17 protein-coding genes are annotated in these 15,799 nt (G+C 74.2%); 12 read left to right on the top strand and 5 right to left on the bottom strand.

Annotation, left to right across the window (positions count from 1 at the left end; all coding sequences use genetic code 11):
* Positions 1–51 precede the first annotated feature (51 nt).
* From ACSURM_RS33765 to ACSURM_RS33750, 4 genes are all read left to right on the top strand, one after another.
* The gene (locus ACSURM_RS33765) at positions 52–888 is read left to right on the top strand and encodes a fructosamine kinase family protein (RefSeq protein WP_436961238.1); all 837 of its coding nucleotides are present in this window, start codon (positions 52–54) and stop codon (positions 886–888) included.
* Positions 889–985: 97 nt separating this feature from the next.
* The gene (gene tgmA, locus ACSURM_RS33760; RefSeq protein WP_020938095.1) at positions 986–1,177 is read left to right on the top strand and encodes a putative ATP-grasp-modified RiPP; all 192 of its coding nucleotides are present in this window, start codon (positions 986–988) and stop codon (positions 1,175–1,177) included.
* A 17-nt stretch (positions 1,178–1,194) separates the two neighbouring features.
* Positions 1,195–2,178, top strand: a complete 984-nt coding sequence (gene tgmB, locus ACSURM_RS33755; RefSeq protein ID WP_436959719.1) for an ATP-grasp ribosomal peptide maturase — start codon at positions 1,195–1,197, stop codon at positions 2,176–2,178.
* A gap of 35 nt (positions 2,179–2,213) precedes the next feature.
* Positions 2,214–3,104: a Gfo/Idh/MocA family protein gene (locus ACSURM_RS33750; RefSeq protein WP_436959718.1), complete on the top strand. Its 891-nt coding sequence runs from the start codon at positions 2,214–2,216 to the stop codon at positions 3,102–3,104.
* Between the two features lie 112 nt (positions 3,105–3,216).
* On the opposite strand, the gene ACSURM_RS33745 is transcribed toward ACSURM_RS33750, so the two are convergent.
* Positions 3,217–4,119 carry a GNAT family N-acetyltransferase gene (locus ACSURM_RS33745; RefSeq protein ID WP_436959716.1) on the bottom strand — a complete coding sequence of 301 codons (903 nt, stop codon included), beginning with the start codon at positions 4,117–4,119 and terminating at the stop codon, positions 3,217–3,219.
* A 475-nt stretch (positions 4,120–4,594) separates the two neighbouring features.
* Here ACSURM_RS33745 and ACSURM_RS33740 point away from each other — a divergent pair, with 475 nt between their 5' ends.
* Together ACSURM_RS33740 and ACSURM_RS33735 are read left to right on the top strand one after the other, a co-directional pair.
* Positions 4,595–5,698 carry a PP2C family protein-serine/threonine phosphatase gene (locus tag ACSURM_RS33740; protein WP_436959714.1) on the top strand — a complete coding sequence of 368 codons (1,104 nt, stop codon included), beginning with the start codon at positions 4,595–4,597 and terminating at the stop codon, positions 5,696–5,698.
* A gap of 131 nt (positions 5,699–5,829) precedes the next feature.
* Positions 5,830–7,062: a cytochrome P450 family protein gene (locus tag ACSURM_RS33735; RefSeq protein WP_436959713.1), complete on the top strand. Its 1,233-nt coding sequence runs from the start codon at positions 5,830–5,832 to the stop codon at positions 7,060–7,062.
* A 264-nt stretch (positions 7,063–7,326) separates the two neighbouring features.
* Here ACSURM_RS33735 and ACSURM_RS33730 read toward each other — a convergent pair whose 3' ends face one another.
* A complete protein-coding gene (locus ACSURM_RS33730; RefSeq protein WP_436959711.1) occupies positions 7,327–7,464 on the bottom strand; it encodes a hypothetical protein in 138 nt (45 codons plus the stop codon).
* Positions 7,465–7,649: 185 nt separating this feature from the next.
* Here ACSURM_RS33730 and ACSURM_RS33725 point away from each other — a divergent pair, with 185 nt between their 5' ends.
* From ACSURM_RS33725 to ACSURM_RS33715, 3 genes are all read left to right on the top strand, one after another.
* Positions 7,650–8,270, top strand: coding sequence for an L-threonylcarbamoyladenylate synthase (locus tag ACSURM_RS33725; RefSeq protein ID WP_436959709.1), 621 nt, complete (start codon positions 7,650–7,652; stop codon positions 8,268–8,270).
* A 146-nt stretch (positions 8,271–8,416) separates the two neighbouring features.
* Complete coding sequence (locus ACSURM_RS33720) at positions 8,417–9,172, top strand: dienelactone hydrolase family protein (RefSeq protein WP_436959708.1); 756 nt, start codon at positions 8,417–8,419, stop codon at positions 9,170–9,172.
* A gap of 150 nt (positions 9,173–9,322) precedes the next feature.
* Positions 9,323–10,522: a glycoside hydrolase family 64 protein gene (locus tag ACSURM_RS33715; RefSeq protein WP_436959707.1), complete on the top strand. Its 1,200-nt coding sequence runs from the start codon at positions 9,323–9,325 to the stop codon at positions 10,520–10,522.
* Positions 10,523–10,858: 336 nt separating this feature from the next.
* Here the strand turns inward: ACSURM_RS33715 and ACSURM_RS33710 are convergent, their stop codons facing one another.
* Positions 10,859–11,326 carry a MarR family transcriptional regulator gene (locus ACSURM_RS33710; RefSeq protein WP_436959705.1) on the bottom strand — a complete coding sequence of 156 codons (468 nt, stop codon included), beginning with the start codon at positions 11,324–11,326 and terminating at the stop codon, positions 10,859–10,861.
* Positions 11,327–11,497: 171 nt separating this feature from the next.
* Here ACSURM_RS33710 and ACSURM_RS33705 point away from each other — a divergent pair, with 171 nt between their 5' ends.
* The 3 genes from ACSURM_RS33705 (at position 11,498) to ACSURM_RS33695 (ending at position 14,930) form a co-directional block, all read left to right on the top strand.
* Complete coding sequence (locus tag ACSURM_RS33705; protein ID WP_436959703.1) at positions 11,498–13,015, top strand: metallophosphoesterase family protein; 1,518 nt, start codon at positions 11,498–11,500, stop codon at positions 13,013–13,015.
* A gap of 66 nt (positions 13,016–13,081) precedes the next feature.
* A complete protein-coding gene (locus tag ACSURM_RS33700) occupies positions 13,082–14,128 on the top strand; it encodes an LLM class flavin-dependent oxidoreductase (protein ID WP_436959702.1) in 1,047 nt (348 codons plus the stop codon).
* Positions 14,129–14,495: 367 nt separating this feature from the next.
* Complete coding sequence (locus tag ACSURM_RS33695) at positions 14,496–14,930, top strand: cupin domain-containing protein (protein ID WP_436959701.1); 435 nt, start codon at positions 14,496–14,498, stop codon at positions 14,928–14,930.
* Positions 14,931–14,937: 7 nt separating this feature from the next.
* Here the strand turns inward: ACSURM_RS33695 and ACSURM_RS33690 are convergent, their stop codons facing one another.
* Complete coding sequence (locus tag ACSURM_RS33690) at positions 14,938–15,405, bottom strand: peroxiredoxin (protein ID WP_436959700.1); 468 nt, start codon at positions 15,403–15,405, stop codon at positions 14,938–14,940.
* Complete coding sequence (locus ACSURM_RS33685; RefSeq protein ID WP_189991783.1) at positions 15,402–15,782, bottom strand: DoxX family protein; 381 nt, start codon at positions 15,780–15,782, stop codon at positions 15,402–15,404. Before ACSURM_RS33685 ends, ACSURM_RS33690 begins: the two co-directional genes overlap by 4 nt.
* Between the last annotated feature and the right edge of the window lie 17 nt (positions 15,783–15,799).

Raw genomic sequence — 15,799 nt, 5'->3', positions numbered from 1 at the left:
TGGGGGCCTTACCCTGGGGCCGTGGTCAACCGTGAAGAGGATCCAGGACAGGTGGCGTCCCGGCTCACCGGGCGCACCGCCACCGGGACCCGGCCGTCGTCCGGCTCGCCCGCCGAGGTGCTGCTGGACGACGGGACACCGGTGATGGTCAAGCGGGGCGACGGACCCGGGGCGGTGCGCGCCGAGGTGGCGGGGCTGCGCTGGCTCGGTGCCGCGGGCGCGGTCCGGGTGCCGGCGGTGCTGGGGCACGACGAACACTGGATGGTGACCGAGCGGGTGCCGACCGGGTCCGCGAGTCCCGGCGCGGCGCTGCGTTTCGGCCAGGCCCTCGCCGCCCTGCACAAGGCGGGCGCGCCGCACTTCGGGGCGGCGCCGCCCGGTGGGCCCGAGGACGCCCGCATCGGCCTGGCCCCCATGCGCAACGCGCCCGGTACCGACTGGCCGCCGTGGTACGCCGAGCACCGCGTGCTGCCCTATGTGCGCGGCGCGGTCGACCGCGGCACGCTCCGCCCGGCCGAGGCGAGCGTGTTCGAGCGGGTCTGCGCGCGGCTGCCGGAGGTGGCGGGTCCGGCCGAGCCGCCCGCCCGGCTGCACGGCGACCTGTGGAACGGCAATGTGCTGTGGGGCGCCGACGGCGAGGTCCGGCTCATCGACCCGGCCGCGCACGGCGGGCACCGGGAGACGGACCTGGCGATGCTCCACTTGTTCGGCTGCCCGCACCTGGACCGGGTGCTGGCCGGCTACCAGGAGGCGGCCCCGCTGGCCGACGGCTGGCGGGACCGGGTACGCGTGCACCAGTTGTTCCCGTTGCTGGTGCACGCGGTGCTGTTCGGGCGCGGGTACGCCGAACAGGCCCTGACGGCGGCGCGGGAGACCCTCGCGCGATAGGAGTCCACGGCGCTCCGTGCCGTGGTCACGGAGAGTGAGGCAACCAATCACTCGTTCGCTTCGTATAAGGACGTGAAAGCCTAATCAGGGAGAGACCATGCAACCGTTCACGCTCAACTACGCGCGCCCCGCTGTGCAGTTGGACGTCACCACGCCGTATGCGTACGACTCCGGACTGCAACTGAACGTCCTCCCGGACGGGCGGATCGCCGCGACCGACCACGCTACCCTGCGAGCACTGGGGACCACGACCTCGACCGCCGGTTCCAAGACACACTTCGACGACTGAGCCGCGGACCCCCACAGATGACCGTACTCATCCTGACCAGTGAGGAAGACGTGACGGCGGACATGGTGGTCCTCCGGCTGGGCGAGGCCGGCGTGCCCGTCGTCCGGCTCGACCCCGCCGATCTGACCAACGGGGTGGCACTGTCGGGCGAGTACGTGCGGGGCGCTTGCCGGGGGCAGTTGTCCGTCGGCGGGCGCCTGGTGGGCATGGACGGTCTGCGCTCCGTCTGGGTGCGCAGACCGGGCACCCCGGCCGCCCGTGCCGCACAGCCCTCCGCCTGGCTGACGGAGGAGTCGTCGCAGGCGCTGTACGGCATGCTGCGGTGCGCCGACGCCCGCTGGATGAACCATCCGGACGCCGCCCGCCGCGCCCGGCACAAGCCCTGGCAGCTGGGCCTGGCCCAGCGCAGCGGCCTCGCGGTGCCGGCCACCCTCATCACGACGTTCCCGCAGGCGGCGCGGGAGTTCGCGGAACGCTTCCCGGACCTGGTGGTCAAGCCGGTCTCCGGGGCGCATCCGCAGGAGCCGCCCCGGTCCGTGCCGACCAGCCGGGTCGCGCCGGACACCGACTTCACCGCGGTGGCCTACGGCCCGACCCTGCTGCAACGGCGGATCGCCAAACGGGCCGACATCCGGCTCACCGTCGTCGGCGGCACGCTGCTGGCCGCGCGCAAACCCGCCGACCCGGACGCCCACCCGGACGACGTGGACGTCCGTTTCGCCCCGTCCGTCTCTCCCTGGCAGCCGGTGGACGTACCCCCGCGCGTCGCCGAGGGCGTGCTGCGTTACATGGCGGGTGCGGAACTGGCGTACGGCGCCTTCGACTTCGCGGAGGACGCGGACGGCGTCTGGTGGTTCCTGGAGTGCAACCAGTCCGGCCAGTTCGGTTTCGTGGAGCTGGACACCGGGCAGCCGATCGCCGCCACCATCGCGAAGTGGCTCGCGGGGCACGTACCCACGGGCGACGGGTGTGCGCCGGGCGAGCGCGGCGCATCATCCTGAAGAGGCGGGGAACGGCTGTCGGAAGGGAACGGTACATGCGCATCGGACTGCTGGGGACGGGCCCCTGGGCGCGGGCGACCTACGCTCCCGCCCTCGCGGAACACACCGGCCTGGAGTTCACCGGGGTCTGGGGCCGCCGGCCGGAGGCGGCCACCGAGCTGGCGGAGCGGTACGGGGTCACCGCGTACGCCGGCGTGGACGCGCTGCTGGCCGACGTGGACGCGGTGGCGGTGGCCCTGCCGCCGTCCGTGCAGGCGGAGTTGGCGGTGCGGGCGGCCGGCGCGGGCCGTCATCTGCTGCTGGACAAGCCGCTGGCGGTGTCGGCCGCCGAGGGGCGGGCCGTGGTGGAGGCGGTGGAGCGGGCCGGGGTGGCGTCGGTGGTGTTCTTCACCGCGCGCTTCCAGAAGGAGCCGGATGCCTGGATCGAGGAACAGGCCGCCGTGGCGGGCTGGTTCACGGCGCGGGCGCACTGGCTGGGCGCGGTGTTCACGAGCGACAGCCCGTTCGCGGCCTCGCCGTGGCGGCGGGAGAAGGGCGCGCTGTGGGACGTCGGCCCGCACGCCCTGTCGGTGCTGCTGCCGGTCCTGGGCGACGTACGGCAGGTGGTGGCGGCGGCGTACGGTCCCGCGGACACCGTCCATCTGGTGCTCGACCACGCCACCGGCGCGTCCAGTTCCCTCACGCTGAGCCTGACGGCCCCGCCGGCGGCGGCCGGGGCCGAGGTGGAGCTGCGGGGCGAGGCGGGCGTGGCGGTGATGCCCGGGAGTTCGGAGGGTGCGGTCGCCGCGCTCTCCCGGGCCGCCGACGCGCTGGTGCGGGCCGCCGGCACGGGCCGCCCGCACCCCTGCGACGCCGCGTTCGGTCTCCGGGTCACCGAGATCCTGGCCACGGCGCAGGACCGGCTCACGGCCGCCGCCCGGGGGTAGGCGGCCGCTCTCCGGACCCTGGCCCCCGGGCGCTCAGCGCCGCCGGTACCGCTCGGTCAGGGGCGAACCGGGCCCGGTCCCGGCGGCTCGGTGCCGTCGGTGCCTCGGGCCGTCAGCGGGTACCGGGCGTGGCCCAGTAGTTGACGCGTTCGTGCACGACCGGGTACCCGGCCGTGGTGAAGTGCGCGGCCATCGGGAGGTTGCCCTGGTCGGTGGCCGCGGCGATGAACCGCGCGCCCTGTCCGGCCAGGAAGTGGGTGCAGTCGGCGAGCAGGTCGTAGGCGTAGCCGTGGCCGCGCTGTTCGGGCACCACTCCGACGAAGCCGACGCAGGGTCCCGAGGGGTTGCGGGCCGGGATGTGGATGCCGACCGGCTCGCCCGCCGGGGTGCGGGCGATCCGCCACCAGTCGCGGGGCGAGGGGAACCAGTGGAAGACGTCCAGATCCTCCTGGGCCGCCCGGTCCACGCCGTGCTGTTCGGCGGCCCGGCGGGCGTGGGCGTCGAGGGTGCCGCGGTGGATGCGGCGCAGCAGGTCGTAGAAGACGGTGTCGTCCGGTTCGGCGGTGAACACGAGCCGTCCGGGCCGCTCGGGCAGGCCGCGGTCGGGGGTCCAGCGGTAGACGAAGCGTTCCACCAAGGGGGTGTAGCCGGCCCGGCTCGCGGCGTCGGCGCGGGTGTCGGCCGCCGCCCGCAGGCGCGGGTCGTCCCGCCAGCCGGGGGGCAGGTCGAGTTCGAGCTCGGGGGTCCGCCAGGGCGCCGTCCGCAGCAGTGCGGCGCCCGCCTCCCGCTCGCCCTCGGCGACGTCGAACCAGTTGATCACCAGCGGCTCGGGGTCCTCCGGCCGGGCCCACCAGGCGGCGCGCGCCACGGTGCGGCCGTCGCGCAGGGCGACGCGCTGCCAGTCGGGGCGGTAGCGGGTACGGCGGTGCCGGTCGCCCAGGGCGAGCGGGTCGGGCATGGTGTGGAACAGGTGCGCGCTGCTGTCGTCGAGCGCGCGGATGACCAGGCCGGTCATGGATTCCTCCGGGATGCGTGGGATGGGCGACGCTCCCGGTCGGATCATCAGATCCTCGAATTCAGACGTGACACGCCCGGGGCACGGGGAGGGGGGAGCGCCGACTGCTGTCTTCCTGCATGACACTCGCCTCCTTCTTCCGTCCGGCTCGGGCGTGGCGGGCTCAGGCTAGACGGGCGGCCGGGCGGCCGTCCAGCGGTTTTCCGCGCGGGCGCCCGGAGCCGGTGGCGGCCAGGTCCTGTCGTCAGACTCCCGCCGTCCGCCCGGAGGGCGGGCCTGGCGGCGTCAGGTGCGTGCTCTGGGGGTCCCCCCGGCCGGAGGCTGGGGGAGTGCCGGGCCCTGACCCTCGTACTGGGCGTACTTGGGTCTGGGCCCGGTGCGGCGAGTGGGGGCACCCCCTGCTCGAAGAGCTTGGGGGAGCGTGCATGGCGTCGCGAGGCAGGCGGGAGTTCACGACAGGGCCTAGCTTGGGGATGTGGGATCGGTGCGCGGCCGGTGGCCGCGCGGGAACCGGGAGGAGCGCGGCTGGCTGCGGGGCGCGCCACCGCCGTGGTGGATCCGCGTGCTGCCCGTCCTGCTGCTCGCCGCCGTCGGCTCGGCCACGCTGATCACTCCGCACGCGCGTGACCTCGGCTTCCTGCTGGGCGCGATCCCGCCGCTGGCGGTCCTGTCGTACGGCCCGCTGACCACCGGGGTCCTCGGTCTGGGCGTGGTCGCGGTGCTCACGCTGCCGGTCACGCATCTGGACCGCCCCGGCGACACCGATCTGCTGACCGTCGTGTTCGTGGCCGCGCTGAGCGTGTTCGTCTCCTATGTGCGCAGCCGCCGGGACGCCCAGCTGGACACCGAGCGGGCGATCGGCGAGGCGGTGCAGCGGGCCGTGCTGCCGCCGCTGCCGGACCGGGTCGGGCGGGTCGGGTGCGCGGCCCGCTACCGGGCGGCGCAGGACGGGACGCTGGTGGGCGGGGACTTCTTCGACGTACGCGCGGGGCCGTACGGGGTGCGGGCGGTGCTGGGCGACGTACAGGGGCACGGGCTGACGGCGGTGGCCACGGTGGTGTCGCTGCTGGGGGCGTTCCGGGAAGCTGCGCTGGACCAGCCGGACCTGGAGTCGGTGGCGGCGCGGCTGGACCGCCGGCTGGCGGTGGACTCGGCGGCCGTGGGGCACGCGGAGCTGTTCGCGACGGCCCTGCTGCTGGAGTTCACCGACGGCGCGGCCGTACGCGTGATCGCCTGCGGGCATCCGGCGCCCGTGCTGGTGCGTCCCGGAGCGGCCCGGGAGGTGGGTGTCGTCCCCGCGCCGCCGCTGGGCATCGGGCTGGTCGGCGTCGATCCGCCGAAGGAGGTCACGGTGCCGCTGCGTCCGGGTGACCGGCTGTTCCTGGCCTCCGACGGCGTGTGGGAGGCCCGGGACGCCGCCGGCGCCTTCTACCCGCTGCCCGAGCGGCTGACCGCCCTGGCCGGCACCCCGTCCGCCGAGCTGCCCGGCGCGGTGTGGTCGGACCTGCTGCGACGCGGCTACCGCGTCCGCGACGACGCGACCATGCTGGTGCTGACGCCGGGGGCCGGAGGGGCGTAGGGGGCGGGTGTGGGGGCCGAACTCGGCCTGATTCGTGACCTGATGACTTCGGAGCGGTGTGCACGCGGCCGGTGACGCGATGTACTGGTCCGGGACCGTCTCAGGCAAGGCCGACCAGTGTGGAGACCGTCGTGACCGTCATCGACCGTATCGCCCTCGACCCCTTCGGCTCCGACATCCCCGCGGAGAGCGCCCGGCTGCGCGCCCTCGGCCCCGTGGTGCCCGTGGAACTGCCCGGCGGCATCCCCGCCTGGGCCCCCACCGGCTACGACACCCTCAAGACCCTCATCCTCGACGCCAGGGTCAGCAAGGACGCCCGCCGGCACTGGCGGCTGTGGCCGGAGCTGGACCGGCATCCGTCCTGGGGCTGGATGGCCAACTGGGTGGGCGTGGTCAACATGCTGACCACCTACGGCACCGACCACACCCGGCTGCGCAGGCTGGTGGCGCCGAGCTTCACCCACCGGCGCACCGAGGCGATGCGGCCCCGGGTGGCCGCGCTGACGGCCGAGCTGCTGGACGCGCTGGAGGCCGCGGGCGCCGACGGCGGCGTGGTCGATCTGCGCGACGGGCTCGCGCATCCCCTGCCGATGCGGATGATCTCCGACCTCCTCGGCGTGCCCGAGGAGTTGCGGCCGGAGGCGGCGCGGCTCATCTCCGACTTCATGGACACCTCCGACCCGAGCCCCGAGTTCGCGGCCTCCGTGCGCGAACGCGTCGGCTCGGTGCTCGGCGCGCTGATCGCGTACCGGCGGGACCGTCCGGGCGACGACATCACCACGGAGCTGATCCGGGTGCGGGACGAGGACGGTGACCGGCTCTCGGACGAGGAACTGCTGCACACGCTGCTGCTGGTGGTCGGCGCCGGGTTCGAGACCACCGTCAATCTCATCGGCAACGCGGTGGTCGCCCTGCTGACCGATCCGCGCCAACTGGCCGCGGTGCGCGCCGGGGAGACCGGCTGGGGCGCGGTGGTCGACGAGACGCTGCGGGTGCATCCGTCCGTCGCCGCGCTGCCGTTGCGGTTCGCGGTGGAGGAGCTGACGGTCGCGGGCGTGACGATTCCGGCCGGGGACGCGATCATCACGACGTACGCCGCCTCGGGCCTGGACCCGGCGCACTACGGCCCGGACGCGGCCGTCTTCGACGCGGCGCGGGCGGCCGAGGACCATCTGGCGTTCGGCGTCGGCGTGCACCGCTGCATCGGGGCACCGCTGGCCCGCCTGGAGGCACTCACCGCGCTGCCCGCCCTGTTCTCCCGCTTCCCCGCCCTGCGCCTGGCCTGCCCGGCCGGCGAACTGCGCCACGTGCCGTCGTTCATCTCCCACGGCTGGCAGGAGATCCCGGTGCGGCTGGGGAGTTGAGGGTGGCCGGACCGTCGAGACTCTTGAGGTCGAGGGAGCCCGCACGTCCGGCGGACACGTCGGCTCGCTCGGCCGAGTCCGCCTGACCCGAAGGAAATCGGCGCCGGACACGGCTCCGCCGGCGGCCCGGGGGGACGGAGCCGCCGGCGGAGATGCCGCGCCCGGGGTGGGGGGATCCCCGGGCGTCTCAATGCTCCGATGCCCCGGATCGCGGGATGTACGCAGCCGAATTCCGGCCGATCCGGAAAACTTCCGGATCCGGTCTCACTCCTCCTCGATCCGCGCCCCACCCGGCGTCCCCGCCGCCGCGAGGGCCGCGACCGGCGGGCAGAGGAAGCCGGTGACCACCGCGCAGGCGTGGGACGCGGTGGCCATGGGGGTCGCCTCCGTTTCCCCGGACATGCCCGGACACCCTCCGCGCGGCGGTGGCCGAGGGCAGCGGCCGGGTGTTCATGAACGGCGTGCATATACACCTATACAGTCAGGTATGACTTCATAGGCATCTTCCAGGGACCCTCCGCGGACACCGCCCGCGGCATCGCGCCCGTGAGGCGCGTGTGACCTGCGGGACGGCATAAGCTCGACGGGTGGCGAAGTACTTCGACGTGCACCCCGACAACCCGCAACCGCGCAGCATCACCCAGATCGCCGACGCGGTGCGCTCGGAAGCGCTCATCGCGTATCCGACCGACTCCTGTTACGCGCTCGGCTGCCGGCTGGGCAACAAGGACGGCATGGACCGGATCCGTGCCATCCGCCGGCTGGACGACCGGCACCACTTCACGCTGATGTGCCGGGACTTCACGCAGCTCGGTCAGTTCGTCCGGGTCGACAACGACGTCTTCCGGGCGGTGAAGGCGTCCACTCCCGGCAGCTACACCTTCATCCTCCCGGCCACCCGCGAGGTGCCGCGCAAGCTGATGCACCCGCGGAAGAAGACCGTGGGCGTGCGCATCCCGGACCACGTGGTCACCCAGGCGCTGCTGGCGGAGCTGGGCGAGCCGCTGCTGTCCAGCACGCTGCTGCTGCCGGACGAGGAGGAGCCGCTGACCCAGGGCTGGGAGATCAAGGACCGGCTGGACCACGTGGTGGACGCGGTGGTCGACTCGGGCGACTGCGGCACCGAGCCGACGACGGTGGTCGACTTCTCCGGCGGCGGGGCGGAGATCGTCCGGCGGGGCGCGGGCGACACCAGCCGCTTCGAGTGAGCGCCGGGCGCGGAGCCCGCCGGCCGCTCACCACGCCCGGCACCGGTCGGCGCGTCGCCGATCTTGCGTGACAGCATGGTCGCAGCCATGGCGCCGGGAGCCATCACCGCCCGCCGCCCGTTGTCCCGAGGGAGGGCCTGTCCACCATGACCGATGTCCAGCGTGACGATGTCGACATCCCGACCGAGGACGGCGTCGCCGACGCCTACCTCGTCCGCCCCGCCGACGGCCGCCCCCGTCCGGGCGTGCTGTTCTACCAGGACGCCTTCGGCCCGCGACCGCACCTGAAGTCGATGGCCGACCGGCTGGCCGCGGCCGGCTACACGGTGCTGCTGCCGAACGTGTTCTACCGGCTCGGCCGGGCGCCGGTCGTGGACCTGCCCGAGTTCATCGACCCGGCCGCCGACCCGACCATCTGGGAGCGGCTCGGCCCGATGCTGGCCGGTCTGACCGCGGACCTGGTCAAGCGGGACGCGGACGCCTATCTGCGGTGGCTGGCCGACAGCCCGCTGGTGGCGGACGGCCCGGTCGCGCTGACCGGCTACTGCATGGGGTCCCGGCTCGCGCTGTGGACGGCGGGCGCCCACCCCGAGCGGGTCGCGGCGGCGGCCGGTTTCCACGGCGGGGGCCTGGCCACCGACGACCCGGACAGCCCGCACCTGGAGGCCCCGCGGATCACCGCCGAGCTGTACTTCGGGCACGCCGACGAGGACGCGTCGCTGCCCCCGGAGCAGATCGAACGCCTCGAGGAGGCGCTGACCGCCGCCGGGGTGCGCCACACCTGCGAGGTCTACACCGGCGCCCACCACGGCTACACCCAGGCCGACACCCCCGCCTACCACCGGGAGGCCGCCGAGCGGCACTGGGCGGCCCTGCTCGACCTGCTCAAGCGCACATTCTGACGGCGCGGGCCGGCGCCCGCCGACCGGTGGGCGTCGGACCGATCCGGTCCCGGACATTGACATGAACTCGTCGTGGCTGGAATCTGAGAGCGCTCTCAGAACTGGTACGGACCATATCCGTACGACCCCGACCCCACACGGAGGTGGAGAGTGCCGCACACGCTCACGCGGGGCGCGCTGCCCCTGGCCGCCGCGACGACGCTGCTCGGCGGACTGCTCGCGCTCGGCTCCCCCGGCCGCGCCGACGCGGCCGTCCCCGACACCATCCCCCTGACGATCACCAACAACTCGGGCCGTTCCGAACCGGTCTACGTCTACGACCTCGGCACCCAGCTGTCCTCGGGGCGGCAGGGCTGGGCCGACGCGGACGGCGTCTTCCACGCCTGGCCGGCCGGTGGCAACCCGCCGACCCCCGCGCCGGACGCGGCGATACCCGGCCCGGCCGCCGGCCAGTCCAAGACCATCCGCATCCCGAAGTTCTCCGGCCGGATCTACTTCTCCTACGGCCGCAAGCTGGACTTCCGGCTGACCACCGGCGGGCTGGTCCAGCCGGCCGTGCAGAACCCGTCCGACCCCAACCGCGACACCCTCTTCAACTGGTCGGAGTACACGCTCAACGACGCCGGGCTGTGGCTCAACAGCACCCAGGTGGACATGTTCTCGGCGCCGTACGCCGTCGGGGTGCAGCGCGCCGACGGCGGGACGACCACCACCGGGCACCTCAAGTCCGGTGGCTACAGCGGCTTCTTCGCCGCGCTGCGCGCCCAGCCGGGCGGCTGGGGGAACCTCGTCCAGACCCGCTCCGACGGCACGGTGCTGCGCGCGCTGTCCCCGCTGTACGGGGTGGAGACCGGGGCGCTGCCGGCGAACGTGATGGACGACTACGTGAACCGGGTCTGGCAGAAGTACACGACGTCGACGCTGACCGTCACGCCGTTCGCCGACCAGCCGAACACCAAGTACTACGGCCGGGTCTCGGGCAACGTCATGAACTTCACCAACTCCGCCGGCACGGTCGTCACCAGTTTCCAGAAGCCCGACGCTTCCAGCGTCTTCGGCTGCCACAAACTGCTGGACGCGCCCAACGACACCGTGCGCGGACCCATCTCCCGTACGCTGTGCGCCGGTTTCAACCGGTCCACCCTGCTGGTCAACCCCAGTCAGCCGGATGCCACGACGGCCGACTTCTACCGGGACGCGGTGACCAACCAGTACGCGCGCGCGGCGCACGCGCAGATGGCCGACGGCAAGGCCTACGCGTTCGCCTTCGACGACGTCGGCCACCAAGAGTCGCTGGTGCACGACGGCAGCCCGCGGCAGGCGTATCTCACGCTGGACCCGCTCAGCTGACCCGGCGCGGTCCCGCACCCGGCGCACCGGGTGCGGGATCGCGAGCGGTGTCGCGTGATCAGCCGGTTCCCCCTATCGGCGGCGACGGCGAACCGGGAGGTGAACGGCCGTTTCGGTCCCGTACCACCCGCGTACCGTCGAGGCGATCACCTCGTTCTTCGACGGCTTGGAGCCGGTCGGGCCGGGCGTCGTGCCGGTCACCCGGTGACGCCGAACCCGGTGCGCCCGCCCCGGAGACCGTCGCCGAGCACGGGGGCCTCGCCCGCGAGCCGTGACGGCCGCACGGGCGGCGACCCACTCCCCCGGGCCCTTCGCGCAGGGCCCCTCGGCGCATGCCTAGCTCACCGCGCCGCCGGTGTTGCGGATCATCCGCTGGAGGACCTTCACGGTGGTGACGTAGTCGGCGTCGGAGATGCCCTGGTGGACGCGGTCGCGGATCGCGGGGGCGTGCCGCTTGAGGGTGGCGCGGGCCTCGTCCCCGGCCGCGGTGATCCACAGCCGACCGTCGCCGTCGCGGGTGAGCCAGCCGCGCTCCAGCAGGGTCCCGGCCTCGGCCGCCAGGTCGTCCTCGGGCCTGAGGTAGGTGATCATGGCCTGCCGGAGTTCGGCGAGGGTCATCCCGTGGCCGTCGGCCGAGAGGTCGTGCTCCGACAGGTGGCGCAGCAGCCAGTACCCGGGCTGGGTGAAGCCCAGTTCGGCCTGCCGGGCACGGATGAAGGCGATGAGGGACTCGTAGGCGATCTTGGTCCAGTACGCGGCCGGTTCGGCGGCGAGTCCGGCGTCGGCGCGGGGCTGAGCGGTCATGGCGGTACCTCCTGCGGACGATCACTGACCCGGGCACCGTAGAACCTCGACCGCGCTTGAGATCAAGAGCGGCCGGTGGCCCGGCCGGGCGGGAACGCGGCGCCGCCGCACGGGTGTTGGGCGGGACCCCGGCTTCCCCGCGCTGACCGGCGCGTTGTTACCGTGCACCGCGTGTCTGACTCCTCACGCGATACCGCACAGGGCGCCGGCTGGGGCGCGGCCCGGCCCGGCACCTACCGGCGGCTGATGCCGGACCACGTCGAGCAGTTGTCGTGGCTGAACCCCCGCGTCCTGTGGGCCGCCCGCAACGGCGTGCTCGCGTCCTGGTTCGGCGACCCGACCGGCGGTACCCGCAGCCGCTGGGTGGCCCGGCGGATCAAGGCCGGGGTATCGGCCGACATGGTGATCCGGCGGGACGTACCGGAGTCGTTCTCCTTCATGGTCATCGGGGACACCGGCGAGGGGGGCGAGTCCCAGTACGCCGTCGTGCCCGGCTTCCTGAGGGCGAGTCAGGGAACCGACTTCGCGGTGCTCGCCAGCGATGTCATCTACCCCGTCGGCAGCGCCGACGACTACGGCGACAAGTTCTTCCGGCCCTACCAGGACTACCCGGGGCCGATCTACGCGATACCGGGCAACCACGACTGGTACGAGGACCTCGGCGCGTTCATGCGGGTGTTCTGCGCCGACACCCCGCCGCCGGACCCCGGGCCCCGGCCGCGCCCGCTGACCCGCGCCTGGTGGCGCTCCCTGCTGTGGCACCGGGCGCGTCCCGCCGACGAGCAACGCTTCGCCGCCGCACGGGCGTTGCGGTCGGCGCCGGGGCAGCGGGCCGAACAGCCCGGCCCGTACTGGGCGATCGACGCGGGGCCGGTGCGGATCGTCGGCATCGACACCGGCCTGCTGGGCACGGTCGACGCCGAACAGGGCGCCTGGCTGCGGGAGGTATCCCGGGGCCCCAGGCCGAAGATCCTCGTCACCGGTTCGCCGCTGTACGTCGACGGCGAGCACCACCCGTGCCCCATCGAGGGCGGCGGCACGGTGGACGACATCGTCCGGGCCCCCGAGCACCACTATGTGGCCGCGATCGGCGGCGACATCCACAACTACCAGCGCTACCCGGTGACGGTGGACGGCCGCACCATCCAGTACGTCGTGGCGGGCGGCGGCGGGGCGTTCACGCACGCCACGCACACCATCCCGCGGGTGTCGGTCGGCGGCGTCACCGAGCGCGAGTTCCGCTGCTACCCGCTGCGCGGCGACTCGCTCGCCTTCTACAGCGGCCTGTACGGCCGCCGACTGCGGCTGCGCCGCTTCTTCCGGCTGACCGAGGCGGAGGCGGCGGCCGTCGTCGCCGAGCGGCTCGGCATCGAACCGGCCCGCGCCCCGGGCCCCGGCGTCCGGGTCACCCGCCGTACCCGGCTGGTCGCGGGCCTGCTCGGCACCGGCCGCCGCCCCGACCGTCCGGCCCGGTTCCGGCTGCCCGTGCGGAAGATGTACACCCAGTTGTTCTCGCCGTCCTCCGTCACCTACAGCCCGCCGTTCTTCAAGTGCTTCCTGCGGCTGGACGTCACGGCGGACGCCGTGCGGCTGCGCTGCTTCGCCGCGACGGGCAACCTCGCACAGGAACTCGATCCGCCCGTCGAGGACGAGGTCGTGATCCCGCTGCCGGCGGCCCGGGCGGATTGATCACATGGTTGTCACACTCGGCTGCCAGAATCGGGGCGGAGCCGACACACGACCGCTGGAGGACCCGTGCCGCCCACCTCTCGCCCGCTGCGCAAGCTGGGCTTCCTGACCATCGGCCTGTTCGACGCGGCGGATCCCGGCCGGGGTCACGAGTCCACGCTGCGCGTCATCGAACTGGGCGAGCGGCTCGGCTTCGACAGCGCCTGGGTCCGCCACCGGCATCTGCAGTACGGCATCTCGTCCCCGGTCGCGGTCCTGGCCGCCGCCTCGCAGCGCACCCGGCGGATCCAGCTGGGCACCGCGGTGACGCCGCTCGGCTGGGAGAACCCGCTGCGGCTCGCCGAGGACCTCGCGACGGTCGACGTGCTGTCCGGCGGCCGGCTCAACCCGGGCGTCAGCATAGGCCCGCCGACGCACTACGACCAGGTCAAGGGCGCTCTGTACCCGGACACCGCCGACGCGGAGGACTTCGGTTTCGAGCGGGTGCGGCGGCTGCTGGACCTGGTGCGGGGCAAGCCCGTCACCGGCTTCAGCGGGGTGGAGGGGTTCGAGGTCTTCTCCGACATCGTCCAGCCGCACTCCCCCGGGCTCGGGCGGCGGATGTGGTACGGCGGCGGCAGCCTTCGCTCGGCGCGCCGGGCGGCCGAGCACGGCATGAACTTCCTGACCAGCAGCGTGGTGAAGGTGGAGGACACCGGGGACGCCGGGGGCGCGGACGGGCCGCCCGACTTCGCCGCGATCCAGGCGTCCCTCATCCGGGAGTTCCGGGCCCACCATCCCGACGGGGAGGCGGCCCGGGTCTCCCACGGGCTGGTGGTGATCCCGACCGACTCCGCGAGCCCCGCGCAGCGCGCCAAGTACGCGGAGTACGCGGCCCGGCGGCTGCCCCGCACCACCTCCCCGCAGGGCCCGGCGCGGCAGTTGTTCGCACCGGACCTGGTCGGCACCTCGGCGGAGCTGGCCGAGCTGCTGCACGCGCACGCCGCCTTCCGCGAGATCGACGAGGTGGCGTTCGCGCTGCCGTTCACCTTCGAGTACGAGGACTACGTCCAGATCCTGACGGACATGGCGACGAAGCTCGGCCCGGCCCTGGGGTGGCGGCCCGCCGGGTGACCCGGGCATCGCGGACCGGCGAGCCGCCGGGGCGGGCGACGGCGGCGGACGGAGGCGGCCGCGGACGTATCCACGGCGCCGAGCCGCACGGCGCGTACGCCCTCACCCGGTTCCGCGAGGACGGCGCGGACGGGGAGGAGGCATGGCTGCTGATGCGCAAGGGCCCGGCCGGCCGGGCGCGGCACGCCCGATCCCCGGCGCGCCCGCTCGGTGCGCACCGGCCGCACGCCGGCCCAGGCGGCCATCGGCGAGGGCTGAGCCCGGTACCGGCGCCGGGGCCGTTTCCGGATGCGGGCGTTCCGGCCCCGGCGGGCCGGCCGCGCTGCTACGTTCGCGGCGGTATCCGCCCGTACCCCCGGAGGCCGGCATGCGCACCGCACTCCGTACCGCCGTGACCGGCGTCGTCACCGTCGCCGCCCTCGTGACCTGCGGCTCCGCCGGGGCCACCCCGCCGGGGCCCGGCATCACGTCCCGGATCCTCGCCCGGGCCACCGTCGACGGCACCGACTACATCCTGCGGGAGGTCACGCTCCCGCCCGGTCAGACCACCGGCTGGCACTACCACGACGGCCCGCTGTACGGCGTGGTGCGGCAGGGCACCCTCAGCCACTTCGACTCCACGTGCCGCACGGACGGCGTGTACGGCACCGGCGAGACCATCGAGGAACCGGCCGGCCCCGGCTACGTCCACATCGGCCGCAACCTGGGCGACACCCCGCTGGTCCTGGACGTGCTGTACGTGCTGCCGCACGGCTCGCCGTTCTCCGAGGACGCCCCGAACCCGGGCTGCCCGTTCCAGTGACCCCCGCTCAGCCCCGCCGGGCGCGGAGGGCGGCGAGGGCCCGGTCGGCGTGGGTGTTCATGCGCAGCTCGCTGCGGACCACCTCCAGGACGGTACGGTCCTCGGCGATCACGAAGGTGACGCGCTTGGTCGGGGCCAGCGTGAAGCCCCGCCGGACGCCGAACCGCTCGCGGACCGCGCCGTCGGCGTCGGAGAGCAGCGGCATGCCGAGCCGGTGCCGGTCGGTGAACTCCCGCTGCTTGCCGACGGTGTCCCCGCTGATGCCGACGGGCCGGGCGCCGAGGGCCGCGAACTCGGCCGTCAGGTCCCGGAAGTGGCATGCCTCGGCGGTGCAGCCGGGGGTGAGGGCGGCCGGGTAGAAGAAGAGCACGACGGGCCCGTCGGCCAGCAGTCCGGTGAGGCTGCGGGTGGTCCCGGTCTCGTCGGGCAGGGCGAAGTCCTCCGCCGTGTCCCCGACCGTGAGGGGCCTGGTCACGACCGCCCCTTTCCGCCGCGGGCCACGCCGCGCGCCCACAGCACCAGGGGCACCTGGAGGGGCAGCCGGGCCAGGGCCGCCGCCCGCAGCGGGGCCGGCCGGTGGCGCCAGTCCACGGCCATCCGGACGTTGGCCGGGAAGACACCGACGAAGAAGGCGGCCGCCGCCTTCGCGGCCGTCGCGCGGGTGCGGGGCGCGGCGATCCCGGCCGCCAGCGCCAGTTCGACGGCCCCGCTGCCGTAGGTCCAGGCCCGGGGCGGACCGGGCAGCGAGTGCGGGATGATCGCGTCGAACTGCCGGGGTACGGCGAAGTGGGCGGCCCCCGCGGCGGCCAGCAGGCCGGCGAGCAGCAGGGGTGAGCGTTCGGACCGGGGCACGGTTCCTCCTGTGGTGG

The sequence above is a fragment of the Streptomyces sp. SudanB182_2057 genome (assembly GCF_964272715.1).
In the GTDB taxonomy this organism is placed as follows: Bacteria; Actinomycetota; Actinomycetes; order Streptomycetales; family Streptomycetaceae; genus Streptomyces; species Streptomyces rubradiris.
This window is presented reverse-complemented; position numbering and strand designations above follow the sequence as displayed.

What these genes read in the sequence shown, in the direction of transcription:
- tgmA (WP_020938095.1), top strand. Translation starts at nt 986, where the DNA reads ATGCAACCGTTCACGCTCAACTACGCGCGCCCCGCTGTGCAGTTGGAC.
- tgmB (WP_436959719.1), top strand. Translation starts at nt 1,195, where the DNA reads ATGACCGTACTCATCCTGACCAGTGAGGAAGACGTGACGGCGGACATG.
- ACSURM_RS33750 (WP_436959718.1), top strand. Translation starts at nt 2,214, where the DNA reads ATGCGCATCGGACTGCTGGGGACGGGCCCCTGGGCGCGGGCGACCTAC.
- ACSURM_RS33745 (WP_436959716.1), bottom strand. Translation starts at nt 4,119, where the DNA reads ATGACCGGCCTGGTCATCCGCGCGCTCGACGACAGCAGCGCGCACCTG.
- ACSURM_RS33730 (WP_436959711.1), bottom strand. Translation starts at nt 7,464, where the DNA reads ATGTCCGGGGAAACGGAGGCGACCCCCATGGCCACCGCGTCCCACGCC.
- ACSURM_RS33720 (WP_436959708.1), top strand. Translation starts at nt 8,417, where the DNA reads ATGACCGATGTCCAGCGTGACGATGTCGACATCCCGACCGAGGACGGC.
- ACSURM_RS33710 (WP_436959705.1), bottom strand. Translation starts at nt 11,326, where the DNA reads ATGACCGCTCAGCCCCGCGCCGACGCCGGACTCGCCGCCGAACCGGCC.
- ACSURM_RS33695 (WP_436959701.1), top strand. Translation starts at nt 14,496, where the DNA reads ATGCGCACCGCACTCCGTACCGCCGTGACCGGCGTCGTCACCGTCGCC.